This is a genomic window from Arthrobacter cheniae, assembly GCF_003602275.1.
In the GTDB taxonomy this organism is placed as follows: domain Bacteria; phylum Actinomycetota; class Actinomycetes; order Actinomycetales; family Micrococcaceae; genus Arthrobacter_D; species Arthrobacter_D cheniae.
The window spans coordinates 1-20,634 of record NZ_QZVT01000002.1 but is presented as its reverse complement, the minus strand read 5'-3'; the positions used below and the strand labels follow the sequence as shown (position 1 = coordinate 20,634).

24 protein-coding genes and 2 pseudogenes are annotated in these 20,634 nt (G+C 61.1%); 12 read left to right on the top strand and 14 right to left on the bottom strand.

The features are described from left to right. Window positions 1–111: 111 nt before the first annotated feature. The 4 genes and pseudogenes from D6T63_RS20175 to D6T63_RS20170 all read left to right on the top strand — a co-directional run. A pseudogene (locus tag D6T63_RS20175) lies at window positions 112–633 on the top strand (polysaccharide pyruvyl transferase family protein); the annotation flags it as partial. A 237-nt stretch (window positions 634–870) separates the two neighbouring features. Further along, window positions 871–1,332: a hypothetical protein gene (locus D6T63_RS19700; RefSeq protein ID WP_235830534.1), complete on the top strand. Its 462-nt coding sequence runs from the start codon at window positions 871–873 to the stop codon at window positions 1,330–1,332. Beyond that, the gene (locus tag D6T63_RS03345) at window positions 1,322–2,461 is read left to right on the top strand and encodes a glycosyltransferase (protein ID WP_120147632.1); all 1,140 of its coding nucleotides are present in this window, start codon (window positions 1,322–1,324) and stop codon (window positions 2,459–2,461) included. The genes D6T63_RS19700 and D6T63_RS03345 overlap by 11 nt, the downstream gene beginning before the upstream one ends. After that, window positions 2,458–2,766 carry a DUF3040 domain-containing protein gene (locus D6T63_RS20170; protein WP_120147631.1) on the top strand — a complete coding sequence of 103 codons (309 nt, stop codon included), beginning with the start codon at window positions 2,458–2,460 and terminating at the stop codon, window positions 2,764–2,766. The genes D6T63_RS03345 and D6T63_RS20170 overlap by 4 nt, the downstream gene beginning before the upstream one ends. A 67-nt stretch (window positions 2,767–2,833) precedes the next feature. On the opposite strand, the gene D6T63_RS19695 is transcribed toward D6T63_RS20170, so the two are convergent. Continuing rightward, entirely contained in the window at window positions 2,834–3,058 is a 225-nt protein-coding gene (locus D6T63_RS19695; RefSeq protein ID WP_235830533.1) for a hypothetical protein, read from the bottom strand. Window positions 3,059–3,229: 171 nt separating this feature from the next. Here D6T63_RS19695 and D6T63_RS19690 point away from each other — a divergent pair, with 171 nt between their 5' ends. Further along, window positions 3,230–3,616 carry a universal stress protein gene (locus D6T63_RS19690; RefSeq protein WP_268878002.1) on the top strand — a complete coding sequence of 129 codons (387 nt, stop codon included), beginning with the start codon at window positions 3,230–3,232 and terminating at the stop codon, window positions 3,614–3,616. Beyond that, window positions 3,519–4,193, top strand: coding sequence for an IMPACT family protein (locus tag D6T63_RS03325; RefSeq protein WP_120147629.1), 675 nt, complete (start codon window positions 3,519–3,521; stop codon window positions 4,191–4,193). The genes D6T63_RS19690 and D6T63_RS03325 overlap by 98 nt, the downstream gene beginning before the upstream one ends. Before the next feature lie 385 nt (window positions 4,194–4,578). Here the strand turns inward: D6T63_RS03325 and D6T63_RS03320 are convergent, their stop codons facing one another. Then, complete coding sequence (locus D6T63_RS03320) at window positions 4,579–4,755, bottom strand: helix-turn-helix domain-containing protein (protein ID WP_120147628.1); 177 nt, start codon at window positions 4,753–4,755, stop codon at window positions 4,579–4,581. 481 nt (window positions 4,756–5,236) lie between these two features. Further along, complete coding sequence (locus tag D6T63_RS03315; protein WP_120147627.1) at window positions 5,237–5,476, bottom strand: YegP family protein; 240 nt, start codon at window positions 5,474–5,476, stop codon at window positions 5,237–5,239. 828 nt (window positions 5,477–6,304) lie between these two features. Between D6T63_RS03315 and D6T63_RS03310 the strand changes: the two genes are divergently transcribed. Continuing rightward, entirely contained in the window at window positions 6,305–6,571 is a 267-nt protein-coding gene (locus tag D6T63_RS03310; protein WP_147394293.1) for a hypothetical protein, read from the top strand. 76 nt (window positions 6,572–6,647) lie between these two features. On the opposite strand, the pseudogene D6T63_RS19685 reads toward D6T63_RS03310, so the two are convergent. Next, window positions 6,648–7,008: pseudogene (locus tag D6T63_RS19685) on the bottom strand (helix-turn-helix domain-containing protein); the annotation flags it as partial. A gap of 166 nt (window positions 7,009–7,174) precedes the next feature. Here D6T63_RS19685 and D6T63_RS03300 point away from each other — a divergent pair. After that, window positions 7,175–7,567 carry a hypothetical protein gene (locus tag D6T63_RS03300; RefSeq protein WP_120147625.1) on the top strand — a complete coding sequence of 131 codons (393 nt, stop codon included), beginning with the start codon at window positions 7,175–7,177 and terminating at the stop codon, window positions 7,565–7,567. 163 nt (window positions 7,568–7,730) lie between these two features. Here D6T63_RS03300 and D6T63_RS03295 read toward each other — a convergent pair whose 3' ends face one another. After that, window positions 7,731–8,639, bottom strand: coding sequence for a YsnF/AvaK domain-containing protein (locus D6T63_RS03295; RefSeq protein WP_120147624.1), 909 nt, complete (start codon window positions 8,637–8,639; stop codon window positions 7,731–7,733). A gap of 74 nt (window positions 8,640–8,713) precedes the next feature. After that, window positions 8,714–9,340 (bottom strand): hypothetical protein, encoded by a 627-nt coding sequence (locus D6T63_RS03290; RefSeq protein WP_120147623.1) that lies wholly within the window; start codon window positions 9,338–9,340, stop codon window positions 8,714–8,716. Between the two features lie 245 nt (window positions 9,341–9,585). On the opposite strand from D6T63_RS03290, the gene D6T63_RS03285 reads away from it, so the two are divergent. From D6T63_RS03285 to D6T63_RS03275, 3 genes are all read left to right on the top strand, one after another. Then, window positions 9,586–10,359 carry a mechanosensitive ion channel family protein gene (locus D6T63_RS03285; RefSeq protein ID WP_220725871.1) on the top strand — a complete coding sequence of 258 codons (774 nt, stop codon included), beginning with the start codon at window positions 9,586–9,588 and terminating at the stop codon, window positions 10,357–10,359. 208 nt (window positions 10,360–10,567) lie between these two features. After that, a complete protein-coding gene (locus D6T63_RS03280; RefSeq protein ID WP_120147621.1) occupies window positions 10,568–10,894 on the top strand; it encodes a DUF3040 domain-containing protein in 327 nt (108 codons plus the stop codon). Continuing rightward, window positions 10,894–11,304 (top strand): MarR family winged helix-turn-helix transcriptional regulator, encoded by a 411-nt coding sequence (locus D6T63_RS03275; RefSeq protein ID WP_120147620.1) that lies wholly within the window; start codon window positions 10,894–10,896, stop codon window positions 11,302–11,304. The genes D6T63_RS03280 and D6T63_RS03275 overlap by 1 nt, the downstream gene beginning before the upstream one ends. Window positions 11,305–11,436: 132 nt before the next feature. Here the strand turns inward: D6T63_RS03275 and D6T63_RS03270 are convergent, their stop codons facing one another. Further along, entirely contained in the window at window positions 11,437–11,613 is a 177-nt protein-coding gene (locus tag D6T63_RS03270) for a CsbD family protein (RefSeq protein ID WP_120147619.1), read from the bottom strand. 267 nt (window positions 11,614–11,880) lie between these two features. Then, window positions 11,881–12,582, bottom strand: coding sequence for an ECF RNA polymerase sigma factor SigK (gene sigK / locus D6T63_RS03265; RefSeq protein ID WP_120147618.1), 702 nt, complete (start codon window positions 12,580–12,582; stop codon window positions 11,881–11,883). A 385-nt stretch (window positions 12,583–12,967) separates the two neighbouring features. Between sigK and D6T63_RS03260 the strand changes: the two genes are divergently transcribed. After that, entirely contained in the window at window positions 12,968–13,747 is a 780-nt protein-coding gene (locus D6T63_RS03260; protein WP_120147617.1) for a GAF and ANTAR domain-containing protein, read from the top strand. 28 nt (window positions 13,748–13,775) lie between these two features. Here the strand turns inward: D6T63_RS03260 and D6T63_RS03255 are convergent, their stop codons facing one another. From D6T63_RS03255 to D6T63_RS03230, 6 genes are all read right to left on the bottom strand, one after another. Continuing rightward, window positions 13,776–13,997 carry a hypothetical protein gene (locus tag D6T63_RS03255; RefSeq protein WP_120147616.1) on the bottom strand — a complete coding sequence of 74 codons (222 nt, stop codon included), beginning with the start codon at window positions 13,995–13,997 and terminating at the stop codon, window positions 13,776–13,778. Between the two features lie 379 nt (window positions 13,998–14,376). Beyond that, a complete protein-coding gene (locus D6T63_RS03250) occupies window positions 14,377–15,228 on the bottom strand; it encodes a carbohydrate ABC transporter permease (protein WP_235830532.1) in 852 nt (283 codons plus the stop codon). Window positions 15,229–15,335: 107 nt separating this feature from the next. Then, a complete protein-coding gene (locus tag D6T63_RS03245; RefSeq protein ID WP_120147614.1) occupies window positions 15,336–16,223 on the bottom strand; it encodes a carbohydrate ABC transporter permease in 888 nt (295 codons plus the stop codon). A 170-nt stretch (window positions 16,224–16,393) separates the two neighbouring features. Next, window positions 16,394–17,785, bottom strand: a complete 1,392-nt coding sequence (locus tag D6T63_RS03240) for an ABC transporter substrate-binding protein (RefSeq protein ID WP_220725870.1) — start codon at window positions 17,783–17,785, stop codon at window positions 16,394–16,396. Between the two features lie 400 nt (window positions 17,786–18,185). Next, a complete protein-coding gene (locus D6T63_RS03235; protein ID WP_120147612.1) occupies window positions 18,186–18,836 on the bottom strand; it encodes a GNAT family N-acetyltransferase in 651 nt (216 codons plus the stop codon). A gap of 155 nt (window positions 18,837–18,991) precedes the next feature. Then, window positions 18,992–19,903, bottom strand: a complete 912-nt coding sequence (locus tag D6T63_RS03230) for a GAF domain-containing protein (RefSeq protein WP_120147611.1) — start codon at window positions 19,901–19,903, stop codon at window positions 18,992–18,994. Window positions 19,904–20,634: the final 731 nt, after the last annotated feature.

Here is a 20,634-nt window from a genome sequence, read left to right as displayed (position 1 = left end):
CTGAGGGCGCTTGTGCGTCCGATGGCTCGATACCCGGACGGTCCTGTCGGTTTTGGATCACGTTCATCCGGGTGCCGTTTCGGTGTCATCTAGTGGGAATAGCGTCGATTCATGGGTGAATTGGTGTATCTGGTCTCCGTGGCGGGACACCCGAATTTCGGGGACGAGGCGATCGTCGCCGGTTGGCTGCGGTTCCTCGCCCGCGTCCGTCCTAACGCGGAGGTAGTTCTGGATTGCCCACACCCCGCCGCTGCCCGGACCTTATTTCAGGGTATGCATCCGCATCTCTCGGTAACGGATGCCCTGTGGCGGGCCTGCGACGGGAGCCCGGTTAAGGGCGCTGCCGGGGTGTGGGCCCATGTCGAGTCACTCGTTCTAGCAGAAACCGAACCAGACTTCGAGCCACTGACGCGTGCAGCATCGATCCATCTGCTTGGAGGTGGCTACCTCAACGCTGTCTGGCCTCATCAGGCCAGTGTGGTCGCTGGCATTGCAGCCGCTCGGCAGCTCTCGGGGGCTGCTCTGTTCGGTACAGGCTTGGGCTTGTTGCCTGCGTGTTCGGGTCTGCCTCAACTGACGTCTGCCCTGCACGGGTTCGACCATGTTTCCTGCCGGGACCGGCCCAGTGCTCAGCGCTTCGGCCTGCCCACTGGATTGGATGACCTGTTCCTAGGTATCACGACGAACTTCCAGTCCTTCCGAACGGCTCCGCACCGGGCTAGGGACGTCATGGTCTGCGTTCAGCAGGACCTCATCCACCCGGAGGCCTTTGCACTGGCAACCGCACTGCTGAGAGCACGCATCAGAGAGTGCCTGGATGAGGGAAAGACGGTCGGATATGTCGAAGCACTACCGGCATCTGACCGACAGATGTTTGAATCCCTCGAAGGGTTGCTGTCCGAGGCGGACTTGATTCCGTTCGCCGAGCTTTGGGACGACGGTTTCCCCGCCCGACCCGGACAGCACTGGTACGCCTCGAGGTTCCACCTGCACCTATCAGCAGCGGCTCGCGGCGCAGCAGGCACAGCCCTTGGGGTAGCGCCGGGCTACTACGACATCAAGCACCGCTCCTTGGTGGAGTTGGGCACAGGCTGGCGCTATGCAGGGTTGGAGGGGTTGGGGAGGCTGCCCTACCCGTCTGTCGATACTTCTTTCCCTGAGCGGTGCCGCATGTTTGCGGCAGTGAAACAGGCAGAGGCCACCTCCCTGTACGGTTCGTCCGCGCTGCCCGACCCTTACAAGGACTCCAGGGCAACAAAAGCAGGCAGGATGCCGGCTGCCCGCGCGGGGATGTTCGCCGGAACCAACGTAAGGGCCGTCCATGCAGGATGAAGTGATTGTTTTGTCCCACCTGCGCTGGGACGGGGTCTGGCAGCGTCCCCAGCAGCTCATCTCCCGATTGGGCCGACACCGGAAGATCTGGTTCGTGGAGGAACCGGTGACTCCGCCGGGAAGGAGTGTTACTGACAGGCGGTTGGCGTTCGAGGAGACTGGCAGCGTCACCCGCGTGTGGCTTGAAGTCCCGGAGCAGGGACGCCACGTCGGATACGAGGACGATGTGATTCCGGATTACGCTGACCAGCTGCCCAAGCTCGTTGGCCCTCCCCAGGGACAACGCGTGGTCTGGCTGTACACGCCCTTGGCCCTTGACATCGCCGTGGCGCTGCGGCCAACGACCATCGTGTATGACGTGATGGATGACCTTGCTTCCTTCAAGAACGCTGCCCCGGCCCTCGTCGAGCAGCACCTTCGCACGCTGCACCGCGCCGACGTGGTCTTCGCGGGTGGACGGTCCCTTCACCGGGCCGTTGTCGAGCAAGGACGCCACGACGCTGAATTCTTTCCCAGCGGTGTCAGCCCGGAACATTATGCTGCTGCTCGATGCCGGACGGCTGACACGAAGCCGAAAGCGGGTAGGAGCCCCGTCGCGGGCTATGTGGGAGTTCTCGATGAACGCCTTGACCGCCGCCTGATCGCGGACCTCGCCGAACGACTACCCGAGTGGGAGATCAGGATGATCGGGCCTCTCGCCAAGCTCGCGCCCGAGCAGCTTCCGCAGGCGTCCAACATCACCTACCTCGGGCAGCAGGACTATGAGGACCTGCCGCGGCTGATGGCGGAGTTCGACGTCGCACTGATGCCCTTCGCACTCAGTGCTCAAACACGCTCCATCAGCCCCACCAAGACCTTGGAGTATCTTGCCTGCAACCTGCCCGTGGTCTCGACCCGGGTACCGGACGTTGTCTCCGAGTTCGGGCACGTCGTCTATCTCCGGGACGATGCTGCCGGCTTTGCCGACGCATGCCAAATGCTGCGTGATCTCGACCGTTCGAATCTTCAGCCCCAGCTCCGGAGACTACTCAAGAGATACCACTGGGACACAATCGCTGAACGGATGGCGGAGCACGCCTTTGAGCCCGTCGAGATCCTCAGCGACGCCGCAACCGTCGTAGAGGTATGACGCCAGGCCCTGGCGTCACTAACCACAAGGGGAGGAACGGAATGCCGCTAACACAAGGCGAACGTCATGCCTGGGGGAAACTTGAGGCGTCTCTGCACAAGGACTTCCCTGATGCCCAGGCCCTAGCGCAACTGGAAGACCCCTGGACTCTCACTGTTTCAACCGCAGCCTGTCGGGCTCTGATGCCGAAACTCATCCTTGTCGTCGGCGTTGCTGTCATCCTGGCCGGCGCCCTGACCGGTGTACCCCTTTCTGTGATCACCGGAATCGTGATCCTGTATTCCCCGGTGGCTAAGTCAACGTAAGCGGCACCCAGGGGGCGGTCTTGGCGGGACCCGCCTTGAAGGGGTCGAGCAGCTGTCTCTCACTCGGTCAGGTGGTGTACGTGTCTTGCTGCGGTGATTCGTGGTGCGGGCGGGTGGAGTATTCGTGTTGGTGGTCGATGACGAGTTCCGTGCAGAGTTCCGGGGTGCCGGCTTCGAAAGCTTGCAGGATGGGTGCGTGGGCTTCGGCTGTGGCGTTGAGGTCGGTGTGGCCTCTGATGATGGTCGCCGCCGTCCGAGCCTCAATGTAGAGGTTGTCCCATACCTCGAGCATGAGCCGGTTACCGTAGCGGTGATGATTGCCCGGTGGAAGGCTGTGCTGTGCTTGGCCATTTTGTGTGCGTCCTGCGCCTGAGCGGCAGCGCGCATCTGCGTCAAAGCCTCGCGCAGTGGTGATGGGTCGGCGTTCAATGCGGGAAACGCCGCAGCAGCGGCGGTTCCCTACGTGGTAGCTCCAGTACCTGCCGTCGGTGGCATCGCCGACCTGGACCGGGTCAGGGATGAATTGCAGCGCAACCTCTCCCGGACGCACGTGTCGTGGTCTTTGCGCGGACTGGCGGGGGACCCAGCCCGCAAACTCTCCCTCCTCGCCGACCGGGTGGATGCGTCGATGATCGTGGTCGGTACCCACACACCCGGCCTCGGTAGGCGGTTGGGGGAACTTCTCGAGGGCTCTGTCGCCTCAACAAGCCGTCCCACGAATCGTGAAGAGCCCCATTGCCTAGACTGGACCCGTGACAGGAACCGGAGCGGCGCTGACGTACACGACGATCGCCGGGCGCCACCGGCACGAGATCGAGGTGCGGCGGTCCCGTTTCATTGCCGTCCTTGAGCGGGTGGAATCGCAGGAGCAGGCCGACGCCCTCCTCGCCGCACTTCGCAGAGAGTTCCACGATGCGCGCCACCACTGCAGCGCCATCCTAATCGGAGCAAACCGTGAGGTGCAGCGCGCCAACGACGACGGCGAGCCCTCCGGAACGGCCGGCGCTCCAATGCTCGAGGCTCTGACGCGTCGAGAGACTGCCGACGGCCGGACGGACCTCAGTGATGTGGCAGCCGTAGTGGTGCGCTACTTCGGCGGGATCCTCCTCGGCGCCGGTGGCCTGGTACGCGCCTATTCAGGGTCGGTGTCGCAGGCCCTCGACACCGCTCAATACGTCCAACGAGAACGGTGCGGGGTGTTCCAGGTTTCCGCACCGCACGCCACAGCAGGGCGCTTGGAAAACGACCTCCGCGGCGCAGGGCTGACCGTGCGCGGCACCACGTACCAGCCCAGCCAGGTGCTGATCACCGTCGCCGTCGCGGACAGCAGCGCGGAACTCGAGGTTTTCCGGGAGCGCCTGGCGGGCATGACGGCCGGTGCCGCCGATGCCGCGCACGTCGGTTGCGAGTGGGTGGACCGTGTCTGAATTCAATCTCCACGCTTCGCCGCTGGCCCGACATCGAGTCGGACAATCTGTACGCCGTCGATGCCACGAACCGACTGCGGATCGAGCGGCGGTCGGCCCGACCCGCTAACCAAGCAAAAGCCCCGCCACCGCCAGCGAAAGTCACCTGCATGGGCCTTCGTTTTCAGCCTGACGATGAACGTCGAGGATGCATGCCCCATCAGCACTCAGTTGATCTACCGCACTCATCGTGGTCCTGAGTGAAGCCGTCCTCGTGGTCCCAGATGAAGTTTATAGATACAGGTTCAGGTGGTCATTGATGGGGTGTCCTGATTATCAACATCGCCACAATCGGTGACGTTTGCCCATGCTCCTGACGTGCCTCAGCCCGGTGACAAGCGGTGGTTTAGTGCCCTGAGGTGATGGAACCGAGGTATTGCTCCACGGCTGTTTCTGGAACCCGGTAGGAGCGGCCGAACCGGACACCGTGCAGCGCCCCGGAGTGGACCAGGCGGTACACCGTCATCTTCGAGACCCGCATGCGGGCAGCGATCTCCGCGACCGTCAGCAGTTTCTCTGTCATTGGATTGTTCTGTGCCGTTGTCACGTCTGCTCCTTCAATTTGGCTGTTCGCTTTGTTGTTCCGATAACACTGGTTCCTGCCGGAATGTCCCCACGAATAGCCACGACCGAATAGCCACAGCTTCATCCCACGGCTTCCGTGCTACGTCGTCGGCGGGGGCGGTGACGTGTACTGTCAGCCGCCCCATACACCTGACGGAATAAAGAGTGCCCCAACGGTCCCGAGCCTTTCCTGGGTGAATACTTGGTTGCGGGGACGGGGGGTTGCCTCGGGAGGACAAGGGGGTTGGCCGTCGCAGCAATGCTTACTTACAGGGGTTTGGTCCTTCGAAGCGGGTTGTTCTGCAGCTCCGGCATATCTTTGGCCGGGAGCTGGAAGCGCTTCGAAGCCCGGATGACCCGACACCTACTGGGGTGTCCCTGGCGGGCCGTCGTCCTCCAATCGAGGGGGGCCGGCGGGCGACTCTGGACCAATGGGTTCGTTATACCGCCGTAGCGGCGGGTAGGGGAGCCTGCTTCTTCACTGCTTTACGGGGCATCGGGGGGCACAGGTCGGTGATCAGGCCCGTCCCGGCGCACTCACGGACCGCGTGAATGCCCTCGACCGCTGACGCTTTGTCCGAGTACTGCTTGGAGACGGCTACGACCGTCCCATTGGGTGCTTTCAACCTGAACCTGAAGGAAACTCCTCCGTCGCGGAAGAGCTCGAATTTTCCAGCCATAACTACCCCCTGATTACCCGGGCAGAGGAAATGCTCGGGTTCGTCATTGAATCCGGAACTCAATGCTGCGTTCCGGCTGGCCCGGGATCGGGATAGGGCTTCCCCTATGTGACCCCAGCCACACCCAATGCATTCTTGGTAAGGATGTTATTTCCTACTGGCAAGTAATCACCATTGTGGTCGGCAGGTACGACTTCTTTCAGCAGGCTGTTCACTAAGTATCCTAGGAGTTATTTTCCACTATTCGCTAAACAGCCTAAAATCTTCTTTCTCTGGTTTGCTAAGCAACCTAGAATTTCTGTTCCCTTGATTCTGGGTGCCACGGCTACGTGCCTCTATTCGGTGGGCAGTGCTACGAGGAAGCTGGTGCTCACTTTCAATGGCCAGACTGAGAACTACGAAAACAGTAGGTTCTGGCGCTGATACCGACACCACAGCGGTCAGGAGGCTGTGCATGCCCACCGGTTGCTCGAGGTGAGCTGCAGCGTGTTGGTGACGTTGGTGGGTGTGTGCAGCTGGGACCTTGGTTCCTGCTGTCCATTTGTGTGCGGGACAAGCAGCGGAGCGTGGGGGAGCTTGTGCCGTGCACCAGTGGTCAGGAGGTGCGCCAACCCAACCAACCCAGCTGGCCGCAGTCTGAACCCTCCTCGATATGCCCAGGGTCTTCGCGCGGGCTAATTGAGATGGCACGAATGATCTGGTGTGCTCTACCTCGTTTTGCACTGTTTGACTGCTGAGCCGGTGTATCGAAGCCGCATTGTGACCCAGTAGGAACGTGTCCTCGCCCGCTCTGTGATCGACGGGTCGGACACTTGGAGCATGGCGCTCATGGGGATTGAAGCAGGACGAAAAGTGCAGTGGCTGAGGGACAACAAATCGGCCCTGCCGTCGATGGCGGTGCTGCTCGCCGTGACAGTGTTTTGGGTTGTTGGAGCAGTGGGCGGTATCGATTTCCTGACCGAGGCGAGTTCGCCCATGTCGATGCTGGTTGGACTCTACGTCATGCTCGCAGGGGTCGCCGTGTCGATCATCGTCGCCACGCTTGCGCTGAACGATCTCGTGAGCCGATACTCCCGGCCGCGCACCCGCCGCTAGAACAGCGCGTCATCAGGGCTGCTCGTCGCCCAGAGATAGTGAATTGCTCAATTACCTGGACAGCCTCCACTGAGGGTTAGTGGGGAATGGAGCCGGGGTGTGCGGTAATCCCCTGCTCTGCGTCGAGGTTGGCGATGCGCCGGTAGAGCGTAGCGCGGGACATTCCGAGGTCGCGGGCGACGTGGGATGCGGGTTGTGCCTTGTTCGATGAGTCGGCGGGCGTTGGCGATCTGACTGTCAGAGAAGATCGGGCGTCGTCCGCCAAGGTTCGTGCCAGCATCGCGGGGTTTGGTGTTGGATTCGTTGACGCGTCCGCGTTTGATCTCGAGTTCCATTTGTGCCAGGGCCGCCATGAAGGTAAAGACCATCGAGCCCATGGGTGTGCCGGTGTCGACGTTCCCGCCACCGAGGTTCAAAACCCGCAGGTTAGGAGCGCGGACGCCGGGGGAGAGTACGAGCCATACCCGCGGTCGAGTTGCCTACCGCGGACAGCTCCCGCATGGATGACGCTGCGGTACTCCAGTGGAGGACGTATTCGCCCATCAGAGCGAAAACGTCAAGCTCTCTTGATTGTCAAGCTTGCCTGACACTAGTGTGAGCCGCATGACTACTCCAGCGCAGCTCGAGACTGAAACTACTCTCAGGACAGCGGTCGAACGGTACGACGAGTTGCGTGCCCGGGATTCCATGGCTGAGGAGGGCTCGCCTCAGTCTCTGACGAAAGCGGAGGTGCTGGAGCTTCTCGCCCTGAGTGAGGTCATCGCCCGCAAAGCGGTCTATGGGCGCCAGCTGGCTGTGCGGACCGCCCGGAAAGTTGGGGCCTCCTGGGCGGATATTGGCCGTGCTTTGGATACGAGCCGCCAGGCAGCCTGGGAAGCTCATACCCGGTGGATCGAAGGACAGGCCCACCAGTATGAGGACAGCGGGTACATCGGCCTGAGCGAGGACGATACACAGGCCGCGCGAAAACTGGCCGGACATTCAAAGGACACCTGACACCTGAACTAGGGGCAAGTAACTTCGCGCGGTGTTGGGTGGGGGAGGGATCCCGACAGACACGTAGGGGCGCTGCGTGTGCAGCGCCCCTACGCTTCTTCGGTGTCGGCAGTCGACCTACCTACCAGTCGACTTACTTGCCGGCGGTGTACGTCCCAACTATTTAGCGGCGGCCGGTGGTGTTGGTGCCGTCTGTGGTGTTGGTGGTGTCGTTGTCGAGGAGTTCGATTTTCTCCTTGCGCACGTCGCTGGTGACGGTTTCCTGGGCGGTGACGGTTTCCTTGTCGAGGCGGACGCGTTCGACGGGAACGGCTTCCTTGTCGACGACGGGCCGCTCGGCGTGGAGGACGACTTCGTGCTCTTCCTCGCTGATGGCGGGCCCGTCCAATGCGTTGCCGCGGTTGGCGTCGGTGATCGGCTCCCGCTCGAGGCGTACTTCTTCGCGGCTCACCGGCACGGTCTTGGTGACGTTTTCGGTGACCACGTACTTGCGCAGGCGGGCCTTGCCGACCTCGCGGCGTTCAGTACCGACGCGGAGCTGCTCCTCCGAGCGGGTCATCGCCTCGTCGGTCGTCGGACCGGAGGTGTCATGCCCGACCGTGTTGCCGTTCTTGGAACGGTCAATACGCTCATCGCCGGCCTGGTAGCCCGCCTCATAGCCGGCAGTGGTGCCGGTCGTCGTGCGGGTGGTGTCGGTGTCGAGGAAGTCTCTGCCAGTGTTACCGGAGTTACCGGTGCCGGTTGTTCCGGTGTGGCCGGAGAGTCCGTAGTGGCGGTAGAGAGTGTCTTCCTCTTCGGGGCTGAGCTCGCCGTCGGATTCGACGCGGGGTGCGTCCTTGACCTGCTCCTTGGTGTATCCGATGGTCACGTCATGGCCGGTGACGTTCGCGCCCTGCAGCGGTGCGAAGGATTCCGAGGTGCCGAAGAGGCCCGTCTTGACGGTGACCCAGCTCGGGTCCCCGGTCTGGTCGTCCAGGTAGACCTGGCCGGCGGAGCCGATCTTGGATCCGTCGGAGGCCAGGACGTGGCTTCGGCCGGACAGGATGGTGTCGATATCGTTCTGCGAAATCATAGAGAAGCTCCTTCTGAGGTGAGCCAGAAATAAGTCCTGGCTGGTTGTGACTAGCTGATTGTTCGTGTCAGTTGTTAGTGGTTGGTGATGCCTGACTGGTGGTCGATGCCTACCTGGTCGACTTTGCGGTGGAAGCGCATACCGGCCTTACCACCGAGGATCGCCCCGATGAGGGGAACCAGGACGGCGATGGCCAGGGCGATGAGTCCGGACGCGGTGAGCAGGCTGCCATCGACTGGGATGCGCGGGGCGCCGCCGATGCTGGAGAGCACATTGAACTGATCGCCCGCAATGGCGGCGAGGATCGCGACCAGGATGGCGATGATGATGCCCCACAGCCACACGGCGACGCCCTGCTTCACACCGTCGAAGCGTGCCATCCGACCTGCGACATACCCACCGCAGTAGTAGGCCAGGAACAGGACGATGGCGAGCACAATGCCGCTGACGATCCCGATGGTCTGCGCGTTCTGGGTCGCCTGATTAGCAGCATCTTGGGCACCAGCGGTGTTAGCGGCCCCTACGCCGGCGCCGATGGCTGTTGCCAGGGCGCTAAGCAGGACGGTCAGTCCGATGGCGGTGAGCCACCCGAAGAACGCCGAGCCCCATTTGATGCCACCAAAGCGTTCCTTCTCTGCGGCGACCACGTCGTTCCTGCGGCTCTTGGGGGTACTGGCCCCCGAGATATTTTTGTCTGCCATTGTCATGTCCTTCCCATGGGGGATCACTCGGGTCTGGTGAATGGGTGGCGTTCGCCCCTCGGGTAGGAAGGCCGACCTCTACCCGAGGGGGAGCACGCCCTCGCCTAAAAGAATACCTAAGGAGCCTGATGATCAGTACCCTTGTTTTGCCTTGCAGGTGCGTCCTACGGTGAGGTTGACATCTGCTGGCGGTGCGTGGGGGCGCTCCTAAGCCGGCCCTCTGCATGCACATCAAGGAGTTCTCTGTGGAAGAAACACTTAGATCCGGTCTAGCGACCGTGGTCGAGTTCGTACCGAAACTTGTTCTGTTCCTCGTCATCCTCGTCGTCGGCCTGATCATCGCGAAGGTGATCTCCAAGGCGCTCGACAAGCTTTTGGAGAAGGTCGGCTTCGACCGGGCCGTGGAGCGCGGAGGTGTGAAGAAAGCCCTCGCGCAGTCATCCCTTGATGCCAGCGACATCGTTTCGAAGGTTGTCTACTACTTCCTGGTCCTGTTCGTCCTGCAGTTCGCCTTCGGTGTCTTCGGGCCGAACCCGGTCAGTGACCTGTTGGCCGGCATCATCGCGTTCCTGCCCAAGATCATCGTCGCGATCGTCATCGTGGTCATCGCCGCGGCCATCGCCGCCGCGGTGAAGTCCCTGATCCAGAACGCGCTTGGCGGTTTGTCCTACGGCAAGGTGTTGGCGAACATCGCGAGCATCTTCATCCTTGGCATCGGCATCATCGCCGCCCTGAACCAGGTCGAGATCGCCACGACGGTCACCACCCCGATCCTCATCGCCGTCCTGGCAGCTGTTGTCGGCGTCATCGTCGTCGGCGTCGGCGGTGGACTCATCGGGCCCATGTCCCGCCGGTGGGAGGGTTACCTGAACAAGGCCGAAGAAGAAGCCCCCAAGATCAAGGCCCAGGCCGATGCGTCTCCGTCAGCAACCCAGCAGCTCAAGGGCAAAGCTCAGCAGGCCAAAGCCCAGACCGGGCAGGCCAAGAGTGGCCCCGCCGAAGGTGCTCACCGCATTTAGTCGTTCCCCTCTAGAGGTTTCACGCTCTGCTCGTCTTCGTCTACCTCGTGGGATGCCCAGGAGCAGGGATATGACTGACGACGTATTCAGGGAAAGGACGGAAGGAGTACTGCCAGCGGGCGGTACTCCTTCCGCCGTTCAGGCCGCCCTCCTTCATCAGGGGCACAAAGGTACAAGGACCGAGCACTGGGCGCGACAGGATTCATGAGTGTCGAAAGTGTTGAAGAGAAGTGGGGAGAACGCGATGGCGTTGTCAGCTGAGGAACGTCGGCAGTGGAGGAAACTTGAGCGGCAGCTCGCAGCCGAGGATCCCAGGTTCAAGCCGCAATCCGCTAGTAGAGCCGGGACAGCTTTAGCTCTGGCAATGGTGTTAGTGGCCTTCGTGTTCGTGATCGTGGCGGTTATCGTGAGGATCCCGCTGATCGGGATCCTGGGATTCGCCCTCATGATCATTGGCGGAACCAGATTTCGGCGCTTCGGACGAAAGCACCGACCCGTCACAATATTGAACCGAATGTTCAAGGGCGCTTCCTGATGACATCCGATTACTGGTCTACCCTGCAGTTGCTGTCCGTCGCGGCGCGCGCCGTGCAACGACAATCAGCCGCCTACCTGAAGGCCCTCGGACTACCCCAACTGGGGCTCCACATCCTCGAGAATCTCAATGAGCGAAGCCCCATCCTGCAGTCCGAACTGGCCCGCCTGGTCATGGCCCGCACACAGACCATCGGGACCGTCCTGACCACGCTCGAGAACAATCGGTGGGTCATCCGGCAACGCGGCCTGATGCACAATCAGGTGGCCGTAAGCATCACCGAGCAAGGCCGGACCCTGCTCATCACAGCTCAGGAACGCCTCCGCAGGCTCCAACTACCACCCGACGCCGAAGACCTTCGCCCCTTTCTCGCCGCGATCATCAACCGCACCGCGCGGAACTCGGCATAAGTAACGGGCCGGCGAACTAGCGCGGCAGCGCGTAAGAAGGTGGCAGGAACAGGAAGGGGGTGTGCCCGTACGGGCACACCCCCTTGACCGCCGGCTGATCAGCGATCACATCAACCGTCGATGGCTGAAACGTCAGTCCTTTTTGAAAACGTCCTTAAGCTTCTCGCCAGCCTGCTTAAGGTCGCCCTTAGCCTGATCGCCCTGGCCCTCGGCCTTCAGGTTCTCATCCCCGGTCGCGTGACCGGCAGCTTCCTTACCCTGACCGCCGAGCTTCTGCGCGGCGTTACCGATCTTGTCATCAAGTCCCATGATGTTTCTTCTTACGGTCGACTTCAGTGGTCATGCGATCGGCTCTAGCACCGACACCTCATTGGTAAGCATGCTTATCAACAGTGCCTGACGATCTACGGTTTTGATGAATTGAAACCCGATCTGGGATTGCTTGCGAGGCGTGACGCTACATCGACAACTAGAAAACGGACGCGGTACGAGTCGTATCAGTGGCTGTGTCAGCGGATGAGTCGTGAAATGAAGTAGCGGCACCGGAGCCCGGCCGCGACGTCGCGGAGGTCGAGCTCAGGCCGCGTTGTGGAGGGCAGCGCTGAGTCGTTTGATGCCGTCGCGGATACGAGTTTTAGCGGTCGGGATGGGGATGCCGAGGTGTTCGGCGACCTCGGTGTAGGTCATTCCGGTGTAGTACGCCAGGTAGATGGCGTCGCGCTGCACATCCGAGAGGGTGAGCAGGTGAGCCCGGACGGCGTCGACCTCGGACCGCTGCAGGACAGTGTCTGCGACCTGGTCGTAGCCGATGTCTTGGTTCTTGATACCCCACTTCAGGTCTCTCACCCGGTGGGATTCCTCGGCCCGGACCTTATCGACAGCCCGACGGTGAGCGAGGGTCATAATCCAGGACATCCCGGATCCCAGATTGGGATCGAAGCGGGCTGCTGCGCCCTGCCAGAGGGCGAGGAACACATCCTGCGTTGTTTCAGCGCTTATCTGCGCATCGACCAGTACTTTCCGCACCAGCCCGTACACGCGCGAAGCTGTCTGCGTGTAGAGGTCCTCGAAAGCTTGCACCTCACCCTGCCCGACACGGGAAAGGAGGACTCCTATGTCGCCCGCCTGTTTGTCCGTCTGCCTGTCCGTCTGTTTGTCCGGCTGTTGGTCGGAACTGGGAACAGGAGGCGCAGGCGACGCAGCGGATACAGGGGCCGGAGTGCCGGGAAGAGGGCGAGGTGAGGCCCGGGTGATGACTGGGAGCTGAGCGGTAAGCATGAGCGCGACGCTTTCTAGTGACCATCGTCTTCAATCAGAGGCCTCCCGACACCTACGTCGTAAGTCTGCTGATTGCTAAAGAAACTAGGGACAGCCAACCACGATTGGACCAGCAGTGGATGGTGGAACTGGTGAAGGTGCGGAAATCCTGCCGGAAGTAAGAGTTGTAGGGCCTAAAAAGCGCTTCTACGACCTGCAGTGCGGCTGGACCGTACTAGGCGCCCCGCCCACTTAGGATTCCGGGCGTACTGTGATGAGTGTCGCTCAGTACAGAGCGCCGCAGGGTCTCTGGTTGTCGCGCCTGGCTTTTCGGGTGTTTGCTGCGCCCGTGCACGTTGATCTCCTGGATAGGAGAATCATGAACGCCCCGACCACCGCCCCTTCTATGAAATTTGGAAACGCCCTGCCCGCTGCGGCAGCGGAGGAGTCGCGTAACCCGGTCCACGGGTCGCGGGCGGATGTGCCCGTGTTCCTGCAGAACCTGGTCCTGGACAGTCCGGACGTCGAACACTTCCTCACCCGCCTGGCGCAGGTAGCGGCCGTGTATCTGTCGGAGCGGGGCCGTGAGGTCCTCTGCGGCATCACCCTGTTGCGGCCCCGGCATGCCGAAACACTCGCCAGCAGCAGCGAGGCAGCCCTGAAATTAGATGAGATCCAGTACTCGTACGGTGACGGGCCTTGCCTGACAGCTGCCCGCACCCTGCAACTGGTGTACGTCCGTGACACCCGGACCGATCAACGGTGGCCCGAGTACTTCGTAGCGGTTGCCGAACACGGCATGCGGTCGATCCTCGGAGTGCCCATCCCCTTGGAGGGCGAGGCCAACTGCGCATTGAACCTGTATTCCAGTGCCGCTGATGGTTTTCCCCCGGAAGCGGTCCGTGCTGCAGAAGCCTTCGCCCGTGACGCCTCCAAGTCGTTGCGCCTGGCGGTACGTATCGCGCACCTTTCGGATCAGGCAGCACACCTCACCTCGGCCCTGGAATCAAGGACCGTCATCAATCTCGCCGCAGGCATCGTCATGGGCCAGAACCGGTGCAGCCAGACAACGGCCATGAATATTCTGATAGCCGCCTCGAACAGCCGGAACATAAAGCTCCGCGACATCGCCGCAAACGTCGTCTCCATCGCCAGCGACGAAACCCCCACCACCCACTTCGACTAAAAGCTCATTTTCAGCTGATCAACGAACCTCAGGTGTCCGCGTACATCTCCGCCACGGCGACAGCGAGCAATTCCTCATCCAGTGCCGGCAATGGCATCAGCCCGTGCAGGTACGCGTCGACCTCCACCTCGCCGATGAAACCGCCGATACTGAAGTAGTACACCCACAACCCATGGGTGCTGATGTGCCCCTGCCTCATGACATCGGCGATTAGGGCACGCAAGGCCTCATCTGAGTCGTCGTGACTCATCGGCGTACACCAACTTGTCCTCCTCGGGAAACAACTGGGTGACATCACAAGCCTAAGCAGGCCTTCCAGCACTTCGCAGGATCAAAAGGTCCTTGCCCACAGCAGCCCGCAGGGGGGCGTGCCACACCGACGGTTTTTGCAGGCGCCTTTCATCGACACGACGCCTTATGTAGGGGGCCTTGAACGACTTGGTATGCGCCACCCCTCAATTCGTCGATCCGGGCGACGGGGTGCCGATGAGGCCGGAATCTGACGAAAAGCTACTGAAGCTCAAACTATTTTGGTCAACCGGTCATCAGCCGTCATTCGTTCAGTGGTGGGTGGTGGTGCGATTCGGACTGCTGCAGGTTGCTCGAGACCTTTAGCTTTGCGAGGCGGTTCAGCCCTTTTCGGCGCCGGCGGTTAGTCCTCCGGTGAGGAGTCGTTCAGTGGAGAAGAACACAATGAGGATGGGCAGGGTGAGAACGACGGAGCCGGCCATGAGGACGGTGGTGGGGATTTCGGCGCTGCCGGACAGTTGTGAGAGGCCGAGCGAGACCGTCCAGCTGTCGCGTCGTTCGACGAGGAATAGAAGCGCGAACAGGAATTCGTTCCAGGCGATCATGAAGATGAACAGTCCGGTCGCCATGATTGAGGGTAGGACGAGGGGGAGGCTGATGCGTCGTAGTACGCCGATGCGGCTTAGACCGTCGACGAGGCCGGCTTCTTCGACGGATACGGGGACGGTTTCGAGGTAGTTGCGGAGCATGTAGATGGCGACTGGAACGGTTTGTGCGATGTAGACCAGGACGAGGCCTACGAGTGATCCTCGGAGCCCCAGGCGTGTGAATAGTACGAAAAGGGGGATAGCCATGACGATTGCTGGGAACAAGTATGCGGCGAGAAACAAGGCGTTGACCTGTCGGTGTCCAAAGAATGGCAGCCGGGCGACCGCGTAGGCGCCTGGTACAGCAACGAGGAGAGACAGGATGACGGCGCTGACAGCGACGAAGGCACTGTTGAGAAGGAATGTTCCGAATCCTTGACCGCCGGCGGATACGGGGGCGAGGACCTGTTCGTAGGCTCGGAGGGTGAATTCTGTAGGCGTCACGATGATTGATGCTGGGTTGCGCAGCAGTGATTCGATCGGTTTCAGGGATAGCAGAACCATGTAGTAGAAGGGCAGCAGGGTGATGAGCAGGAAGAACCCGATGACGGCCCAGCGCATGATGCTCAGGGTTTTCCGTTCCACGGTGTGACGGTTGAACGGCCGGCGCGGAGTCGAGGGTGAACTGGCCTTCTGGGTGGTATCTGCTTGTTGTGTGGTGGGCGCAGCGGATTCGGGTGTCACGTGGGCACTCATAGTCTTTCTCCTCGTTTCCGTAGCAGGACCATGTAGATGGCGAGCATGAGGATCAGGACGAGGGACAGGACGAGCGATTGCGCTGACGCAGCTCCTACATTGCGTTGGACTGTGAGGAATTCGTAGACCCGGACGCTGGCAACACCGGTTCCTGCTGCCCCGCCCGTGAGGAGGAAGATGTCGTCGAATTCGTTGAACGTCCAGATTGTGCGGAGGATCGCTAGCAGGGCGATAACCGGCATCAGTTGTGGCAGCACGATGTAGCGGAAGGACTGAAGCGGGCTGGCACCGTCGACGAGGGCTGCTTCCTCTGTTTCCGCCGACAGTGCTCCTAGGCGAGCCATCAGGAACAGGAAAGCGAAGGGGAAGTAGCGCCAGCCTTCGAACGCGATCGCGGTGAGCAGGGCGGTAGGTATCGGGAACTCGGCGCCGAAGGCCCCGAGGGTTCGTTGGGCTTCGGAAAGAAACGGTATGGGTTGTGCCCAGCCGAACAGTGATTGACCGGCTTCGTTGATGATTCCGAATTGAGGGCTGAGCATCGTGCGCCATACGAAGGTGACGGCGACGACCGGAGCGACGTAGGGCAGCAGCAAAGCGGCTCGTACGAAGGTTCGTCCGCGGAAGGGTTTCCGGACTGCCATGGCTGCGATCAGGCCGAGCGAGATCGACAGGATCACGGAGCCCGCCGTGTACACCAGGGTCGTACCGAGACTTGTCCACAATTCACCCGAAGCGAAGACGCGTTCGAAGTTGTCCAACGACAAGGACCTGAACGGGCTTGCGGTGCCGATCTCGAGTAGCCGCAGTTGCTGAAAAGCGATCAGGACTGACCACAGCAGGGGAAGGACCACCACGGCGAGGACGATCAGCAACGTGGGCGACATCAGGAGAAAACCTGTGCGGGCGTCACGCTGTGCCAGGGTACGCCGGCGCGCTGAGGACTGAGGAGGCTTTGATGACGCCGACGACGTTGATGACACCGGTGGCACGCCCTATTCCTTTGTCACGAAGTGGCCGGATCTCCGCGCCTTGTTCGGCCCCCCAGTTTCGGAGCTCACTGGCCCAGGTCGGCTTGAAGTGATTCTGCTTCGTCCTGCGCCTGGCTGGCTGCCTCTTCTCCGCTGGTGCCGGAGCTGACCATTGAAGCGATGATCTGCGGGGCGATGAACTGACCACTCACAGCAGCTGCGAGGGCACCTTGGCCCTGCGGTATGCCCCATCGCTTGAACTGGTTCGTGCTTTGACTGATTTCCGCGAGAGTTTCAGGAGCATAGATCGAGGACAGGAGCGCCTTGGAGTCCACGCCGGCCTCGAGGCCTTGCCATGCATCTGTGAACTCGGTCGGGTTATCAGCGGTGCCCAGCCGGACGGGAATCTTCCCTTCGGGAGCTACCGCCAACCAGTCCTGATAACCATCACCCATCATGAACGTGACGAGGTCCTGTGCTGCAGGAGCGGCGTCATTGAGGATGTTCCACGAAACGATTTCCCCGTACCCTGCGGGCTGCTCACCATCTGGACCCTGAATAGCGGTCACTATTCCGGTGTTGTCGGCAAGGAATGCCGGGTCGTCCGCGCATTCAGCGCAGGTCGGCAACGCATCGCTGCGCAGTCCTGCAAGTTCGTCGAGGAGAAATGAGGACCACACCGTCATGGCGGCATCGCCGGCGAAATAGCTTGCTCGGGTGGTATCCGCGTCCTGATTTCCCGGCACCGAATAGTCACGGAGCAGAGCCGAATAGAACGTGAGGGATTCCTGGCACTGATCGCTGTTGAGGGTGACACCGCCGTCATCGCCTACTAGCTCACACCCATTTGCCAGCGCGAACTGTTCGAAGGTCTGCTGGGTGAAGGAGTCTGCGGGCGCTGTGGCGGCAACAATGCCGGCCAGCTCGTCCGTGTGGAGAGCCTGAGCTGCTTTCTCAATTGCTTCGAACGTGGTCGGGGCGTCAAGGCCGGCCTGCTCGAATAGGTCCTGCCGATAGAACAGCAGCTGCGCAAAAGCATCGCTTGGTACCGAGAGTTGTTCACCATCGGACGACGTGAGCTCCAGGGAGCGGGGCGAGAAAGTGTCCGCGCCGAGCTCCTCTACAACCGCGGCGGCAGCGGACGTGTTCAAAAGTCCATCGGTGGACAGCTGGTTCATGCCGTTGAGGGACAACGCTCCGATAACATCGGGAAGTTCACCTGACGCTGCGGATGAGGACAGGACCGACGTCAGTTGATCCTCAGCGATGGCCACAAGCTCAACCTCAATTCCTGATGACTCAGAGAATTGATCCATGATGGCTTGCTGAGAAGCGACCCGGTCAGGGAGGTCCTCCGTCGTCCACACGGTGAGTTGGTCTGTCTCGGATGAGGCATCTCCTGAACTGCCGGAACACGCTGTGATACCCAAAAGGGCGACAGTCATAACTGAACAAAAGGCCGCATATCGTTGACGCATTCCGTGTCCTCCAAAACTGTCGTGACCGCGGAGCGCCTCCCGACGATGCAGGTGGGCAGGTCTCGGTCGTCTTTGATCGATCACCCCAACACACAGAGCATAGGGCTCGATCATCCACCTAGCCACTAATGATGGACATGACTTGATATAGGGCGGACTGAGGAGCATGGAAACCCTGATCGGTCGGCCTTAGCCAATGCCCGCGACCGTCAATAAAGCTCTTGAACCGGAGTAGGTCCGCCACAGATCTGTACAGGAATCCAGGCGTGGCGCATCAAGGGGATGGGTAGTGCTGCTTGCGGAGCTGGATTTATGTAGTGGAAGGAGTCCTCGCTGGCCTGTGCGCACTCCTGCCTGTCGTCCAGCTGGTGTGGTGCTCGCAGGCGCGTCCTCGGAGCTGTTAGCGGGTTGGGTGGGCGATGAGCGCCTGGTATTCGGGGTGGTCGGCGAGGAATGAGAAGGCCATCGGGCATTGCGGGGTGAGGTTTAGGCGACGTCGGTGGGCGTTGAGTACCACGTGGCGCATAAGTGTCGCGTCTATGCCTAGGTCGCGGAATTCGGGTTGCTCCACACCATTGATGAGGAACAGCTGTCCGCCCTTCATCTCGTACTTCACGTACGCGGCGAGGCTGCCGTCTACGAACAGCTCGAACCGGCAGTACAGGGGGTTATTGCGAAAGGCCTCTTTTGCTTGATATGCAGCCCCGCGGTCGGCGGCTTGGTGAGCGCGGTGCTCGAGCTCGTCGACGAGCAGGTCATAGCGCTCCAGGACCCCATAGGGAGGGTGGCTAGTGTCCATCAGCCTGAAAACCTGATTGACCATGACCCGTAGTCGCCTGATCGGTAAGGCTCTGATGTCTTCTGCGGACAGTCCTTCATCGAAGACTTCATTGTCACGCTCGTCCGGATCGGCCGTTATTACTGGTATCGCGAGGTCGTGGTGGCTGGTGGTACCGCCAGCCGGAAAAAGGACGTCATTCGGGGTGTCAACGACGTCGGGTACTGAGGTGAGAACGGGGGAAGTCTGGGCTGGGTGCAAGAGGTTCGTCATTGCCACTCCTGTGCTTGTCACAAACCTGGCCTTTGGCTGGACCCCGGTGTCTGCTGAACACTACCGACACAACGACGATAAACAAACACAGCATCCTTTCCGACCCACGCCGCGGACCGATGACTGGCGGTGCTGGGCGAGCAGCAGTTTCCTGGTCAGACCCACATTTCGATCTGTACCTGCGCGGCAAGCCGCCGGAGGACCTGCACGTCCTCGTCCGTGAAGGCGCGAGGTCGGTCGTCCATGAGGCAGATGGTGCCGATACGCCATCCGCCGGCTGTGCAGATGGGATGGCCGGCATAGAAGCGGACCTCGGGCCCGCCGGCGACGAGGGGGTGATCACGCCACTGCGGGTGGACGCTGGCATCGGTGATAACGAGGGTGCGGTCGTGCTTGATCGTGGTCGCGCACAGAGATAGATCCCGTGGGAGGTCCTGACCCAGGGGACCGATGACGGATTTGATGACCTGTGAGTCCTCGGTGATCAACGCGATAGAAGCCGAGCTAACCCCGAAGTGGTCCCGTGCCTGCCGGGTAATCCTGTCAAAACGCTCCTCATTGCCTCTCTCGAGCAACCTCGACTCGTGCAACGCCTGCACACGCCGGAACTCGCTCTCATGTACATCAGCACGGAGCTCATGTCCGTCTGTAGCCGGTCCACCAGCACCAGGGTCGGCGGTGTCGAGGGAGGCAGGAATGTCAGTGCTGGTCGTGGAACTGGTGCTGTGGTCCCCGGCGGGCGGCGCCGCGAAATCGTATCTGTCGGGGGAGAGGTTCAGGGTGCGGAGGTAGTCGCTGTAGCCGGAGGAGGATTCCGCGTCGGGGTCGCTGTAATGGGCACCGTCGACCATGGAACCGGTGCTGTCCAACAGCTCGTTGATGGCATGAGCAAGCAGATCACGATCCGCAGCCGGAAGCATGACCAGACCGCAGAGGTATCCCTCGATCTCGAACTCATTCGCATCCCCGCTGAGCCCGAGGTAGGACATGAAGACGTCCTCAGGTTGCAGTTTCGCTGCCCGCACAGTCTGGATCGCGGTCCACTGCTGCAGGTATCCATTCAGCACGTCGAAACCTCCACCAACTCTTCCATTCGTTTCCCCATGATGCCACCGAACGGCCCGCCGTCATCAGGGAACATTAGGGTGTCATTCATTTCACGCCGCCCTCGGCGCAACACCTTCATCCGCTCGACACCCACCCTCGAACCGGTGACCGACAATTCCCAGCAAAGAGCTGCACGGTGAACGTGTCACCGAGATACCCCTTAACCCTTCATCGGGCCTATGACGAGCCTCGTCATCGAGCTTGTGAAACAGGTGCCGTCGCTCCACCGGCTGTTCGGCGTCATCCGGTCCTGTTATCTGGTTCAGGACCCAGCTCCACAGCGGAATCAACCCTTGGGTTGTCCCGTCCAACATGGCGTCCAGGTCCTGACCGTCCCCACTGAGTGCTTGCCGGAATTGCTCAAGTGCCGGAGCGCGTTCGGCTAGGAACTCCTCCAGCGCCGAGGTTGCCTGCCGTTTCGTTAGTTGTGAGTAGTACTTCATGGCAATTGAATTACCTACTGGATGCCGTTCTGATCCAACAGGTCAAAGATCCTCGGACCTGCACCCAAGAACCCCGTGCGACCGCCGAGCCCTGGGTATCTTATCGGTACCCCTTATAGGTGGTGTTAAGCGTGACCAGCTGCCTACTTGGGTGCCGATCTTGATTAACGAACGGGTCATCGATCATGTTCGGCACCCGTGACGACTCTCACGTACAGGGGCGCTCCTAGTGGGTGTTGATTCGTTCC

Excerpts from the sequence above, each read along its gene's own strand:
- D6T63_RS19700 (WP_235830534.1), top strand. The coding sequence starts at position 871 with ATGTTTGAATCCCTCGAAGGGTTGCTGTCCGAGGCGGACTTGATTCCG.
- D6T63_RS03345 (WP_120147632.1), top strand. The coding sequence starts at position 1,322 with ATGCAGGATGAAGTGATTGTTTTGTCCCACCTGCGCTGGGACGGGGTC.
- D6T63_RS20170 (WP_120147631.1), top strand. The coding sequence starts at position 2,458 with ATGACGCCAGGCCCTGGCGTCACTAACCACAAGGGGAGGAACGGAATG.
- D6T63_RS19695 (WP_235830533.1), bottom strand. The coding sequence starts at position 3,058 with ATGCTCGAGGTATGGGACAACCTCTACATTGAGGCTCGGACGGCGGCG.
- D6T63_RS03320 (WP_120147628.1), bottom strand. The coding sequence starts at position 4,755 with ATGACAGAGAAACTGCTGACGGTCGCGGAGATCGCTGCCCGCATGCGG.
- D6T63_RS03315 (WP_120147627.1), bottom strand. The coding sequence starts at position 5,476 with ATGGCTGGAAAATTCGAGCTCTTCCGCGACGGAGGAGTTTCCTTCAGG.
- D6T63_RS03310 (WP_147394293.1), top strand. The coding sequence starts at position 6,305 with ATGGGGATTGAAGCAGGACGAAAAGTGCAGTGGCTGAGGGACAACAAA.
- D6T63_RS03300 (WP_120147625.1), top strand. The coding sequence starts at position 7,175 with ATGACTACTCCAGCGCAGCTCGAGACTGAAACTACTCTCAGGACAGCG.
- D6T63_RS03295 (WP_120147624.1), bottom strand. The coding sequence starts at position 8,639 with ATGATTTCGCAGAACGATATCGACACCATCCTGTCCGGCCGAAGCCAC.
- D6T63_RS03290 (WP_120147623.1), bottom strand. The coding sequence starts at position 9,340 with ATGGCAGACAAAAATATCTCGGGGGCCAGTACCCCCAAGAGCCGCAGG.
- D6T63_RS03275 (WP_120147620.1), top strand. The coding sequence starts at position 10,894 with ATGACATCCGATTACTGGTCTACCCTGCAGTTGCTGTCCGTCGCGGCG.
- D6T63_RS03270 (WP_120147619.1), bottom strand. The coding sequence starts at position 11,613 with ATGGGACTTGATGACAAGATCGGTAACGCCGCGCAGAAGCTCGGCGGT.
- sigK (WP_120147618.1), bottom strand. The coding sequence starts at position 12,582 with ATGCTTACCGCTCAGCTCCCAGTCATCACCCGGGCCTCACCTCGCCCT.
- D6T63_RS03260 (WP_120147617.1), top strand. The coding sequence starts at position 12,968 with ATGAAATTTGGAAACGCCCTGCCCGCTGCGGCAGCGGAGGAGTCGCGT.
- D6T63_RS03255 (WP_120147616.1), bottom strand. The coding sequence starts at position 13,997 with ATGAGTCACGACGACTCAGATGAGGCCTTGCGTGCCCTAATCGCCGAT.
- D6T63_RS03245 (WP_120147614.1), bottom strand. The coding sequence starts at position 16,223 with ATGTCGCCCACGTTGCTGATCGTCCTCGCCGTGGTGGTCCTTCCCCTG.
- D6T63_RS03240 (WP_220725870.1), bottom strand. The coding sequence starts at position 17,785 with ATGCGTCAACGATATGCGGCCTTTTGTTCAGTTATGACTGTCGCCCTT.
- D6T63_RS03235 (WP_120147612.1), bottom strand. The coding sequence starts at position 18,836 with ATGACGAACCTCTTGCACCCAGCCCAGACTTCCCCCGTTCTCACCTCA.